Source organism: Pseudoalteromonas ardens, assembly GCF_030125445.1.
Taxonomy (GTDB): Bacteria; Pseudomonadota; Gammaproteobacteria; order Enterobacterales; family Alteromonadaceae; genus Pseudoalteromonas; species Pseudoalteromonas ardens.
This window is the reverse complement of the sequence record NZ_JASJUV010000005.1, coordinates 290,958-304,224: the sequence shown is the minus strand read 5'-3', so window position 1 is coordinate 304,224 and position 13,267 is coordinate 290,958. Positions and strand designations below refer to the sequence as shown.

Sequence of the window (13,267 nt, the reverse complement as noted above, 5' to 3'; positions counted from 1 at the left end):
TTCGCCTGCCACGCATAGCCTAAGCTACAGACAGGCAGGCGGTTTGATGACGTGGTGACTCTGTATGTGTGAGCCAATGCACCGTTGGCAATGTGTTATTTTTTCGTCACATTCAGACTCGGAGCATTCAGTTTGATAGGTTGCAGCGCCAATTGCTGCCACTGGCTGAGCGTCAGTGGTTGCCAGTACCAGCCTTGAGGGCCTTTAACACGCTTATAATAAGCAATGGCACCTACGCCCACAGCTTGTTCAGCCTGATATAAGTTGCCCAGTGAATCACGGTACATAACGGGCGCGGGATTTGGGTTAAAGGATAAACGCGTAAAGTTGCCGCACTTACCATTGCGGCTGCAGGCAGCAATTCGGTAAACGACTTTGTCTAGTTCAGGGACTTTTTGCGTTGCACTCGCTTGCACGGTACAAGCGAGCCAGCCAAACGCGATTTTCCTCAGCTGACAAGGCACTGTTTGCCAGACGCCCAGGCGAGTTTGTTGCTCCATAAGATAGGAAGAAGCCCCAGAGACTATTTTCCAGCTGAGCTCAAAGTGATTTTTCTCTGTGAGCGCTTTGACTGAAAAGTCCGTCGGAGCTGGATACTCCAAGGGCCCAATCTGGGTGCACACCTTATCGGTAAAGCCACTGACACTGCCATCCTGATAGACAGCTCGGGCTTTGTAACAATACTCCCTGCCTGCTTCTAAGTTGTTTCGGGTCGTGGTCATTAACTGATGCATATCGCGCCGTGCAGTATCCACCGTCACGGTCAGGATCACATTCTGTAACTCCCCCAGTAATTCATATTTTGCAACACCACTGTGTTGTGTTTCACACCAATTCACACTAAGCGGCTCACCAGATTCAATCTGCTGGGGCACTGAAATACAAGCCGGCGCTTTGTGTGGTAAATAGACCGGATTTAAAAACGCAGCGGTGGAAATATTACGCAGGTAAGCGCGCATATGGTTACCACACACGCGATCACTATTACACGCTGATACACGCATCGCCAAATGACCGAGGCGGTTATAATGATGCAAATGATACGGCCCAAGCTGCTGCATTACTCGCGTTTGCTCACCATAATAGACAGGCTGCCAGCGAATTTTGCCATCATCGGTACGCGTTTGCAGTTCAAGCAGATAAGCACTGGCCCCCTGCTTTGCTTCCCAGCTGACATTAAAGTCATAGCGAGAAACGTGATTTATCTGGAAGTTGTCTACTTCATCAAATACCGTCTCGCCAACGGCAACACATTGAGTTGGGGTATAAGCCCCCGCTTCTCCGGTGGTGAACCAGGCGCGCACCTTGTAACAGTACTTTCTGCCATGAGGCAGCGCCGGGCGACGAAAAGCGTAGTAGCCATCAGGACCTTGTTCGAAAGCCCCCTTGATCAGCGTACTTTGTAATTCGCCCTGTACTTCGTAGTGGGCCACTTCACCACTGCGGGGCGCTGCCCATTTGATCTCAAACGCGGCCCCCGGATTTACCCGCTCAGGCACAACCAACACAGAGGGCGTCATACTTGAGTTTGAGCCCAATGAAAAACGCAGCTCAGTGCCGACCTGACTTGTCTGACCGCAAAACCCGGAATCAAGACATGCCTGAATTTCAAATCGGTAGTCTCCGGCCAAATAAATTTCCTGAGTAAAGCTGGTGTCGGTGATCCCGGTATAACGAGACTGCCAGTAAGCACCTTTACGCGACATAGTCACCGTGTAAGTGTCGGCGCCTGGCACGTCGGTCCAGCTTAGTTTTACCGTGTTCTGATTAAGCGCTTGAGCTGTTGCTGACTCGGGCAGCCCTTTTACCATATGTGCTACCGGCACAGTATAAGACAGTGTCTTAGGCGCTGAACACTGGGCATGCTTATCACACGCTGATAAACGATAATTTTGTGCACCCGAAAGCTCGAAAGTATCCAGGGTATGAACCTGAGTTTTGTCGGTATTTTTATCATCTCCGACTAATTGCCAGGATTTAAGGTAGGTACGTTTTTCAGTCGGCGCGGTCGGTGTTGCTTGGACCATTCGCGCGCTGCGTGCAAAGCGTGTCGCTGAGTCCGCTGGGACCATTGCAGGCTCAGTTACTTGTGACCCAGAGTCAGATTCTGATGTAACCAGAGTTAACGACTCCCGTTCCAGGCGATAATAGTCGGCGCGCTCAACGTCAGGCCAGCTCAGTTTATAGATGCCCTGCGCCTGGGCTTGCGCAACAAAATGTTCCGGCGCTCGCATCGCTCTCATATCAACTTCGGCACATGCTGGCGCAGAAACCCGTACAGCTTGTGTTGCGCTATGAGTCACCAGTCGATAGCAATAACGCCCTGCAGCCAGCACGCTTTCATCGTAATGTCCTTGTGCAAAACCCGCTCGGTGTACCCTGTCTGCTATGTCCTTAAATTCATTTTCATTTTTGCTGCGCTGCAAGGTATAACGCGTGGCATCAGCGACTTGGGTATAAGAAACTCGAAAAGCGGTGTTACCCGGCACATACTGTGGCAGATAGAGAAAGCTATTATTGTGTGCATCTAATATCGTACTGAGTTCATTGCCATAGTCACGGCACAGCAATTCGCTTTCGCACCCGGTTACTTTAAATTCCACCGCCCCCGACAACAAGGCATCAATCGCAAACTGAGTATCTGTAATAAGTTTTTCTGTCCAGGTCCCATCAGAGGTTTTGTATGCCACTTTATACATCGTCTGGCCAGCCTGAGGATGCCAGGTTAACACCCGTTCACCATTTTCTAAGTGCTTAAGCGTCAGCAGGTAATCATCCCACTCCTGACGGGCATTTGGTGTTCTTGCGGGCACTTCAGGGCGGGTATCAAGCAAGTCATAGCTCGATAGCGAAAGTAATGATGCATAAACCGGCATGTGACAAAGCACTGCCATCAGCAATAACACGGGTGAGAGTTTCATAATGTCCCTGATATTAGTTTATATGCCGTAAATACGGCTATTTCCTTCGTGCTGACTCAAACATTGCCGCTGAGTCGTCTGGTTATTGTTTAGGTTTTAATAGTGTGATGGCTGCAGGACGCGCGACCCCAGATGCGGCTGCACAGTCCCCTGCGGGAGTGACGGCCAGCTGAACATTGCCGGATTGAGCGGCTAATATAGCCCGATACAGAGAAGGACCCTCAGCAGAACTCAGAGAAAACGCCCAATGAAATGGCGCATCCGTGTTAGCACAACCGATTGAGGCTATATCAGGCAGAAGAGCCTGAAAATACACCACATCATTTACGATTTCTACTTCGCCTAAAAATGCACGAGGCGTTGAGTTTATTGGCTCTGCGAACACTTTCCCCAGCCCTAGCAGGCTAATTATCATAAACAAGCAGATTTTAATGGGCATGAATATTTATGTTTTTATATTAGTTAGTACCTATTTTCGCTTTTCGGTCCCTGAAAAGCAATGTAAAATCCCCAAAAAGAAAACAGATACGGAACTTCTTACATGTTTAACTCTGCGTCTCAGGCACGTGTATTTACCTTTGCGATACTGTGTGCCAGTCCAATGTGTTATGCCAGTAGCCAAATAGACTCTCTGACGGTCCAGGATGATATCGTACGGATAGAACTGGCCAACCCGGTGCAATCAAGAACACCCGCAGCCTGTGTTGCAAGTGAATACCAACAACACTGGACTTTATCGTTGAATACGGCCAGTGGCAAAGCCAGCTACGCTTTGCTGGTTAATGCCTTTGAGCAACAAAAACCGGTAACCATTACAGGTGCAGGTGATTGCCAGGATAATCCCGGCATTGAACGCATCCACTCACTTCGTGTGCAACAAAAATACAGTGATGATTCGGTGTTATATTTGTATAAAGGTGATGGCGTTACCAAACTGGGCCGTATCTTAAAGTTAGAAGAAGGTCAGCAATGGGAAGACCTGGCTGTCATGATCATGCCTGATGAATTTAGCCAGAATATAAAAACCGTATACCCTCGTAGAGCATTTTATAAACAGGATTTTACTTACTATTATCGCATACATGGTTGCACCGGACCCAAAAGAATAAACGCGGTTGCGGACAGAGTTTATTTCAATGAGCAAATTAATGAGGGACGCTTTTTTACTGTCCAATTGGGCCAAAGAACGGCCAATGAATCTTACCTAACCGCTGAAACAGGACAGTGTACGAACATTCATGACAGAAACTATATTCAGTATGCATATGAATATGAAATACAACCCGCAACCACCCCGCTATGTGGCCCAGCGCCCTGCCAAATCAAGCCTTAACATCATGTTGATAAGTAACTGCCTCCATCACGGCAGTTACTTTGCTTTAAATATGATATAACAGCCGAACCTGAACACCCTCGCATAGTTTTATACGGCCAATAGCAGAACAATAACGCCTGCATAAAAGCATCGCATTTAAACATATGAAACATAGCTGCATCGGTAAATAAGGCTTGAGAGGTTAAAGGGGCCCATAGTCAAAAATGCCACTTCAGATCTGCCAAAACGTCAGTTCGGAAAAGCCAGCGGCTGTTGCACCACCTAATCTAACGGTAAAGCCTGGAACCCATTATGAGATATTTAATAGGGCTTATTAAATATCTCATACTTCACTCGTTTATATTCACAACATATTGGTTTAAATCAATAAAACTGCAATAAAAACGCTCTCTATATGGAAATAGGCTAAGTCTATTTCTATAGTGCTTTTCTAATTGTTGCGTAAATATAAAACCAAATTACTGTCCAACACACAGCTCGCTCGAAAAGCACATTCAAAAACGAAAAAGTTCTTCTTACTTTTGGAACGTTTCAAGAATGTACTGTTCATTTATAGATAGCCGCCATGACAGTGCTAAATTTTGCGCTACATCAAAGATAAAAGTTACCACTTTTTGCAATTAACGACTTTAATTATGAACGATAACACAATGAAAAGTAAGCCACGGATGACGCCTCTTTCAAACTTGGTGATCCTATGAAACTCAGTAATAAGCTCTACTCAGCCTTTGGTGTTCTGATTGTACTAATGGTGATGTCCAGTACACTCGTGTGGTTTAAGGTAGCGACCGAAACCGCCCGTGCGCAGGAAGTGATTGGCGACGACCTGCCAGGTATGATCCTCTACAGCCGGTTACTGGATACCGAGCATCAGCTCAAAAGTGCAGCACTCGGATATATGAATGGCGATGCAAGTAAAAAATCCGCCTTTAATGACGTGTTCCAAAAATACAAAGAAGTACACACAGAGCTGTATCGTTACGAGTCTGCTAAACAAGCTGATCGGGAAAAAATGGCCCATATTCTCAAAAGCATTACCACCTATCATCAGCGCGTGAACCAAGATGTTTTTGGCCGCTATGACCCTGATGCATACCAACGCATTAAAGCGCGAGTTGACCGTCTGGAGTCTTCCACCGGAGAGCAATTAGAAACGCTGCTGGATAAATTAAAAGAACAAGAGTTTAACGACGCAATGCAATCAACCGACTTACAGGAGTCGCTCAATGATGACCTCCCAGGCGTTCGGTACTATCTGGAGCTGGTTGATGAAGCCGGAGATATGATAGCGGCCATCATTTCTCATACGACCGGTAATACAAATGCAGAGGCAGACTTTAACGACGATGCAGCCAGCTTTGAAGAATACTTAAACCTCCTTATTCCACTGGAGCAAAAACCTAACGAGCTGCAGGACATCGCGACCATCAAGCGCTTATATAAAGCCATCCGGGATGAAGCAACAGTGGTGTTTAACAGTTATGATCCCACTGCATTTAAGCTGGCCACCGCGACACTCAGCGAACTGGACAAAAAGCACATTCAGGATATCGCAAAAATTCTCGACGTGTCTGCAAGAGAGGAAATAGACGATGCAACTGGTGCATTAGAGCTGTTAGTTGAAGGACTCACGTCAACGTCGATTGTCATCATTGTGATCACCTTGGTTGCCGCCGTTTTAGGTATGGTCATTGCCTATCTGATCAGCAATTCTATCGTCTCCAGGCTGAACCAGGTGTTGGGAGTAGCAGAGCGGATCAGTGCCGGTGATATCTCCGACAGAGACATTAACCATAAAGGTCAGGATGAAATTGACGGGCTTGCTGAAGCCACCAATAAAATGGCCCGCTCTTTGAACGAATTACTCCATTCTATTGCACAAGTCGTCGACGATGTTCGTACTTCCAGTCAGGATATTGCCGAGGCCAATGATCAAATCGCGTCTCGCAGCCGCTCTTCGGCAGATCAGTCGACTCAGGTTGCGACCGCCATTGAGGAGATGAGCGCCACGGTCTCTGAAGTTGCATCACAAAGCCAGGTGGCTGCCAGCCATGCGGAGCAGGCTCGTACTTTGGCATCAGGTGGGGGAGAAACCGTCGGGCAAACCGTCAGTAAGATAAAAACCGCCTCACAAAACGTACAAAAAACCGCTGAAAATGTGACTCACCTGGGTGAGCTGAGCAGTCAGATTGGTAATGTAATTGGTGTCATTGGCAGCATTGCCGAGCAAACTAACCTGCTTGCATTAAACGCAGCTATTGAGGCTGCCCGTGCCGGTGAGCAGGGCCGCGGCTTTGCGGTGGTCGCCGACGAAGTAAGAACCCTGGCAGAGCGGACCTCCAAGGCAACCGAAGAAGTGGTATCAACCGTACAGTCTATTCAATCTCAGACAGAACATGCGGTCAGCTCTATGCAAAACAGCGTATCTCAGGTTGATCAAAGTGTGTCTATGGCTGAGGCCGCAGGAACCCAGCTGGATGATATTGTGCAGGGCGCTTCAGAAATTGCCGCGATGATCCAGGCTATTGCCACAGCCACCGAGGAGCAATCTGTGGTTGCCAGCGAAATGGCCCAGGACATTTCAAATATCGAGCAATCCAGCCAGAGTTCTTTGCAAGATACCCAGGTTGCTGCGCTGTCTGCGCAAGAGCTCAATAAACAAGCAGAACAACTGGCTCAGTTGGTACGTAAATTCAGGCTGAGAAATTAGCACTGTTCATGCAAATACGAAGCTGAAAATGGCAGGGGTACGTGCTGCGCACCTGTCATTTTCTATATTTGCTGGTTTCTCAAGTCCAGACTCAATAAATGCATGTTTTTAAAATAAAACGATGCACTTTTCTCCTCTTTTTATTAGTATCCTTAATGGGTAATAGCCCAGCTCTTTTTTGGATATTTTCATCTAATTATAAGGATAATTATGAACTACAAGGTTTCTTTGATCGGTCTTGTGCTGATCTCCTCCTCCGCGGCCGCACTAGACGCCGACACGATTTCCATCACTGACCCACGTTTTGGTGCCATTGCCAACGATAACCGTGATGACTCAGCACAAATTCAGGCTGCCATAGATTACGCAGTACAGAATGATAAAAGCGTCTACATCCCCGCAGGTACTTTTAATGTTTCTAACACGCTGGATGTAACGCGTGTAAAGGGCTCGCACAACTCAAGAATTAAGTTATATGGTGAGAAGCGTAATCTGTCGCGACTGACGACCAATGCCAATATCAGCCTGCTGAAAGTAGCGCATAATGTAGAAGTCCATGATCTGGCTCTGGTCCAGACGGCGAGTTTTAAGCAAGGCACTGCGATTGATATCCCATTTGCCTCTTATCGTTCAAATTTCTCTAAACTGGATATTTCCGGATTTGATAATGGTGTTTACGGTAAATGGGTGATCTGGAGCCGCTTTGAGGATCTGTTTATTGCCAACGTCAATTATGGCATTCATTTACATGGCAATGGGAGTGATCCGGCGTACTGGAATATCGAACCAAACGGCTGGTTTAATAATGTCAACGTGTTCGACAACATCTATGTTGAAGGCTCACACACGGGTATCAAACTTGCCGCTATGGGCAGTAATATCACAAACTCTACTGTTCAGAACTCTCAGGTTGGTGTCGAGATCTATGGCCCAGCTGAGCACAAAACCTGGAACAACCAGATCGATAATTTTTATGCTGAAGGCGTGAAAACCGTATTCAAGGTTAAGAATTCCAGAACGCTTGATATTAACGGTGTCTTTGCGCAAGGTGGTGCCAGTAATAATCGTTACCGCACCGTGATTGAAGCCGATAACGGTGGTGTGATCACGGTCAATGGCATGACCGGTCAGGACTGGTGGCAACACAATGTGATTCTGAAAAATACCAAAGTAAAAGGACATGTCCCGGCCATTGGTGGAACAACAAGCGCAGACTCAGGTTCAGCCTATTTGCCAGGTAAACTGACAGCCAACATCAGTTTACCAGCAAACAGTAGCTGGGTTGCATTACCCGCTTATATGGCGATTGCAGGTAACAGCGCTTACAAGGTGATGATCTCAGGTATTCGAGATGGCTATGAACCAGTACTGGAAGAGTACGCCATTTACAACTGGAATGGCGCAAGTCAATACGCCAAAGTACATCACACCTCAGGCGTTGGCCGCATCAAATTCAAGGTCGATGGCGGAAAAATATACGCTAAACTGGATTACAATGGCGGCGGTGGGCTGACTGGCGGTAAGGTAACGTTAGAGCGCATCCATTAATTGAAGCATACGCTGCTATCTGGCAGCTCATGACAAATAAATAAAGGTAGCCTGTTGGTTACCTTTAATTTATAACGCCAGCTCTATTCAACATATAATGCACTCAATGAAAATCGCGTGATTTACTGTGTAACGTGCCCAGGATCTCGCTACGGTCAATCAACCTGCCGGCAATGACATGAATAACCTCACCTTCTTTTTCGATAATCCCTTTTACCTCTAGTAACTTAGCGCTTAGATACGCCTGCTTTTGAGCGCGTGCCGTACCAGCCCAGACCACCACATTGATATTCCCTGTATCATCTTCCAGCGTAAAGAAGGTCACGCCACCAGCTGTGCCGGGTGCCTGTTTGCCAGTGACCACCCCCACTACGGTGACCAGGGATTTATGACGGCAGGCACGGAGCTCTGCCATGCGAGTAAAGCGACCCAGTTTACCTGCATTATCAAGCAGCGTCACCGGATGTTCTCCCAGGGTAAGTCCCAATGCAGCATAGTCTTCCACCAGATCATCCATGTCATCCGGCTGAAAAGCACACGATGACACCTCAGCCACTGAGGACTCAGCAAACAAAGGGAGCGTCTGCTCCTGATCCATCAACGCCCAACGCGCGGCATAACGGTCGCCCTGTAACACTTTAAGTGCATTGGCAGATGCCAAACTCTCCAATGCATTACCAGGCAACCCAAGACGCTGTAACGCTTGCATATCAGCAAAGCCATTGTCAGGACGACCCGCCAGCAGTTGCTCTGCACTGTTACGCTGTAACCCTTTAACCAGACGCAGGCCAAGCCGGATCGCAAACCTGTCGTGCTGTTGGAAAATATGATGATCATACTCGGATGCATTCACGCACACAGGCAGCACCTCAACCTGATGGCGTCTGGCATCCTGAATGAGCTGAGAAGCACTGTAAAACCCCATTGGCAGGCTGTTCAGCAAAGCGGTATAGAACATGGCTGGATAATAGTACTTAAGCCAGGCAGATGCATAAGCCAGCACAGCAAATGAGGCTGAATGACTTTCCGGAAATCCATACTCGCCAAAGCCGCAGATCTGCTCAAAAATACGTTCTGCAAAGCTGACCTCATAACCCCGCTGTTGCATACCGCTGATCAGCTTCTCTTTAAACTGCATCAGTTCGCCGCTTTTTTTCCATGAAGCCATGGCCCGGCGCAGCTGATCTGCCTCCCCACCTGAAAACCCGGCTGCAACCATCGCCAGCTTAATCACCTGCTCCTGAAAGATAGGTACCCCCATGGTACGTGACAGCACGGCTTTCACAGACTCCGAAGGGTAAGTGATGGCTTCTTCGCCATTACGGCGCTTCAGAAAAGGGTGCACCATGTCGCCCTGGATGGGTCCTGGCCTGACAATCGCTATCTGGATCACCAAATCGTAATAACACTTAGGTTTCAAGCGGGGCAACATGCTCATTTGCGCCCGGGACTCTATCTGAAATACGCCTACGGTATCTGCACGCTGGAGCATTTTGTATACCTGAGGGTCGTCGCCCATACGGGTTAACTCAGCCAGATCCAGCGCTCTTGATGTATGCTGTGCGATGAGCGAAAACGTTTTACGAATGGCACTCAACATCCCCAGCGCCAGCACATCGACCTTAAGCAGTTTGAGGCTTTCCAGGTCGTCCTTATCCCACTGGATAACCGTGCGCTCCGCCATGGCCGCATTTTCAATGGGGACCAGATCATGCAAAGGGCCAGCTGAGATCACAAAGCCTCCCACATGCTGTGAAAGGTGACGGGGAAAACCCATGATTTCTTCAACCAGCGAGAGAAATTGCTGCCCTTTGAGCGACTCTGGCTGCAAGCCCAGCTCAGCTAACTGGGTCTGCCAGTTTTGCCCCCGATCACGGCGATTGACATTGCGAATAAAGTAATCAAGCTGAGTCGCTTCAATCCCCAAGGCTTTACCCACATCTCTGACTGCACTTTTAAAGCGATAACTGATCACCGTTGCAGCCAGTGCAGCACGTTTACGGCCATACTTGTGATAAATGTACTGGATCACTTCTTCGCGGCGCTCATGTTCAAAATCAACGTCTATGTCTGGCGGCTCATTGCGCTCTTTACTGATAAAGCGCTCGAACAACACCGATACCTGGCGGGGATCAACCGCAGTGATCTCCAGGCAATAGCACACCACAGAGTTGGCCGCCGAGCCTCGTCCCTGATACAAAATCCCTTTACTACGCGCAAAGCACACCAGATCATGAATGGTGAGGAAAAAATAGGGGTAGTCTAGCTCCTCAATCAGTGCCAGCTCTTTGTCTATGGTCTGAGCAATTTCATCAGGAATACCTTGCGCAAAGCGCCGCTGCTGCCCGACCTTTACCAACTCACGTAAATGCTGCATCGCCGTTTTGCCTTCAGGAACCAGCTCCGCTGGATACTGATAACGCAGCGATCCCAAATCAAAGGTACACCGCTTTGCAATACACAACGACTCTGCCAGCCAGGTCGCCTTAAACAACTTACTCAGCTTTTCCCGGCTACGCAGCGCCCGCTCAGCATTCGCCAGCAATGCACCTTTAACTTGCTCAATCGGCTGATTCAGACGGATCGCCGTCAGCGTATGTTGCAACCTGAGCCGCTCACTGTGGTGCATTAATACTCCGCCACACGCCGTGACAGGCAATTGATACCGTGCAGCCAGCGTTTCACAGTGATGAATAAAACGCTGTTCCTGATTAACCAAATGTCGCTGTATGCCTAACCAGCTGCGACCTTCATGATGACGTGCCAGCCAGGCACCCCACTGCTCATCCTGCTCATTGCCTGCTGGTAACCAGATAAGCAGACAATGACGCAACGACAATAAATCCCACTCCGCTAACCGATAATGGCCTTTCTCGGCGCGTCGCCGGGCATTGGTTATCACCCGGCACAGCTCACTATATGCCGCTTTATCCGGGCATAACAACACCACCTCCAGCGTTTCAAAACGCATCAGACTGCCTACTATCAGTTGTAAATCCAATTGCTGGTTTTTAATCAGTGTATAGGCTCTCACCACCCCAGCCAGCGAACATTCGTCAGTGATGGCCAGCGCAGTATAGGCAAGGAAATCGGCCTGTCTCACCAACTCTTCCGGCCGGGATGCCCCTTGTAAAAAAGAGAAGTTAGTTTGACAAAACAGCTCTGCGTAGCCAGGCTGCTTAGTACCTCCTGGTGGCTCCCCTGCATGCTGAAGAGCTTGCTGTTCATGCTCTGCACGCGCAACAGGCAGTGTGAACATAGTCGATTGATGCGCGGCCATCAGCTGAAAACTCCATGGCAAAACCACCGTTGCTGGCGATCTCTGAATACCCACAACCAGCGCCCCTGCTCATCCTGAGCAACAAAATAATCACGCTCGACCCCATGTGCATCCCACCAGCCGGTACAGATCCGCTCAGGCCCCAGATGGACAGTCACCTTATGCTGCAAAGGCTGCGTGCTCGGTAATAAAAAAGCGGGTCGAAGATAATCTGTGGCAGGAAGCCTGTCAGACTTCTCCAACAAAGACGTGCCTGGCGCACTCAATGGCGTACAATATCCGCTCGCCAGCTCAGGGCGCAGGTCATCGCACACAGTCAGTCCCTGTACTGCCTGCTCTCCTAACTTAGCCTGTAATAACGCAACTAACCCGGCTGGTGTCATGGTACCGCGCCGCTCGGTAAATAAGTCAGGCATCAGCTCATCAGGCTGGCTCATCTCAGTCACTTTTAACCCTACCGCCTGTACCGGACCATGGAGTGTCACATTACTCAACTTAAGATCACATAAGGTCAGCCAGAGATCAGCACGATCTGTGCCTTCTGCGCGACCAATATCCAGTACCTGCGGGTCAGCATCACGTTGATACAGGGTCAGTGCTAATTGTCTGGCATGACGATTTCGCAAGCGTAAGAACTGCTCCTGTTGTACCAAAAGCTTAAGTAACGGCTTGTTTAACCAATCGAGGTTTTCTATGTCATATAACAGGGGCAAATGACGCTCAAATTCTGGCTCTGGCTGATAAAAAGTCACCGGATGAGGCACTTTGCCCCGTAACCTGGACACATACTGCACCAACTCGCAATCAAAGCGTTTACCCAGCTCCACTAAAGGCAAAGCAAACACATCGGCCACGGTTTTAAACCCCACCCGCCGTAACCGTTCAAGCTGCTTTGAGGGCAATGATAAAGCCGTCAGAGGCAGGCCATGCAAAGCGCTTTCAAGCACAGCAGAGTCCTGACTCACTAACGCACCATGATGCTGTGCCAACAGCCTGGCAGCTTCCGGAGAGTAGCCGCACGCATACCGATAACTAAATGACTGAGTATCCAGGTGTGCACGCAACGTAGCCAGGTAGTGAGATAAATCGCGATACATAGCCAGCATGCCACTGACTTTCAACAAAAGCCCCTGAGGTGCAAATAAGGCAATATCGGCAGTGATCAGATACAGCCACTGGGCAATTTCACGCATAGTCCGGCTTTCATCCGCTTCATCATAGGGGTGCACAAGCAGATCGCGGCTGCGTGCTGCCGCACCGGCCAGTCCCATTCCGGCTGAAATCCCCAGCTGCATAGCGGCCTGATCCAGCTGCATCACTGTGTTATCTCGCCCTCCCACAACAATACAAGGCCGGGATGATGCTGCGAGCGTCTCAGCACACTGTTGAGCATCCGGTTGTTGCGCCTGCGCTGCGATTTTCAGCTTATCGAGCTGGATAGCAGGAAAATGTAAATACAACCACAAAGTCAT

Annotated in this window: 7 protein-coding genes; 3 read left to right on the top strand and 4 right to left on the bottom strand. The window is 48.8% G+C overall.

Translation table 11 applies throughout. The features are described 5' to 3' along the window. Positions 1 to 95: 95 nt before the first annotated feature. Both QNM19_RS16865 and QNM19_RS16860 read right to left on the bottom strand, forming a co-directional pair. Positions 96 to 2,921: a fibronectin type III domain-containing protein gene (locus tag QNM19_RS16865; protein WP_049863855.1), complete on the bottom strand. Its 2,826-nt coding sequence runs from the start codon at positions 2,919 to 2,921 to the stop codon at positions 96 to 98. An 82-nt stretch (positions 2,922 to 3,003) separates the two neighbouring features. Next, on the bottom strand, positions 3,004 to 3,336 hold the full coding sequence (locus QNM19_RS16860; RefSeq protein ID WP_156202210.1) for a hypothetical protein: 333 nt from the start codon (positions 3,334 to 3,336) through the stop codon (positions 3,004 to 3,006). 126 nt (positions 3,337 to 3,462) lie between these two features. Between QNM19_RS16860 and QNM19_RS16855 the strand changes: the two genes are divergently transcribed. The 3 genes from QNM19_RS16855 (at position 3,463) to QNM19_RS16845 (ending at position 8,515) form a co-directional block, all read left to right on the top strand. Then, on the top strand, positions 3,463 to 4,254 hold the full coding sequence (locus QNM19_RS16855; RefSeq protein WP_049863853.1) for a hypothetical protein: 792 nt from the start codon (positions 3,463 to 3,465) through the stop codon (positions 4,252 to 4,254). Between the two features lie 700 nt (positions 4,255 to 4,954). Beyond that, positions 4,955 to 6,967: a methyl-accepting chemotaxis protein gene (locus QNM19_RS16850; protein WP_284026967.1), complete on the top strand. Its 2,013-nt coding sequence runs from the start codon at positions 4,955 to 4,957 to the stop codon at positions 6,965 to 6,967. A 210-nt stretch (positions 6,968 to 7,177) separates the two neighbouring features. Then, positions 7,178 to 8,515 (top strand): glycosyl hydrolase family 28-related protein, encoded by a 1,338-nt coding sequence (locus QNM19_RS16845; protein ID WP_049863852.1) that lies wholly within the window; start codon positions 7,178 to 7,180, stop codon positions 8,513 to 8,515. 103 nt (positions 8,516 to 8,618) lie between these two features. On the opposite strand, the gene QNM19_RS16840 is transcribed toward QNM19_RS16845, so the two are convergent. Beyond that, positions 8,619 to 11,795 carry an error-prone DNA polymerase gene (locus tag QNM19_RS16840; protein WP_082225379.1) on the bottom strand — a complete coding sequence of 1,059 codons (3,177 nt, stop codon included), beginning with the start codon at positions 11,793 to 11,795 and terminating at the stop codon, positions 8,619 to 8,621. Next, positions 11,795 to 13,267 carry a Y-family DNA polymerase gene (locus QNM19_RS16835; protein WP_049863851.1) on the bottom strand — a complete coding sequence of 491 codons (1,473 nt, stop codon included), beginning with the start codon at positions 13,265 to 13,267 and terminating at the stop codon, positions 11,795 to 11,797. The genes QNM19_RS16840 and QNM19_RS16835 overlap by 1 nt, the downstream gene beginning before the upstream one ends.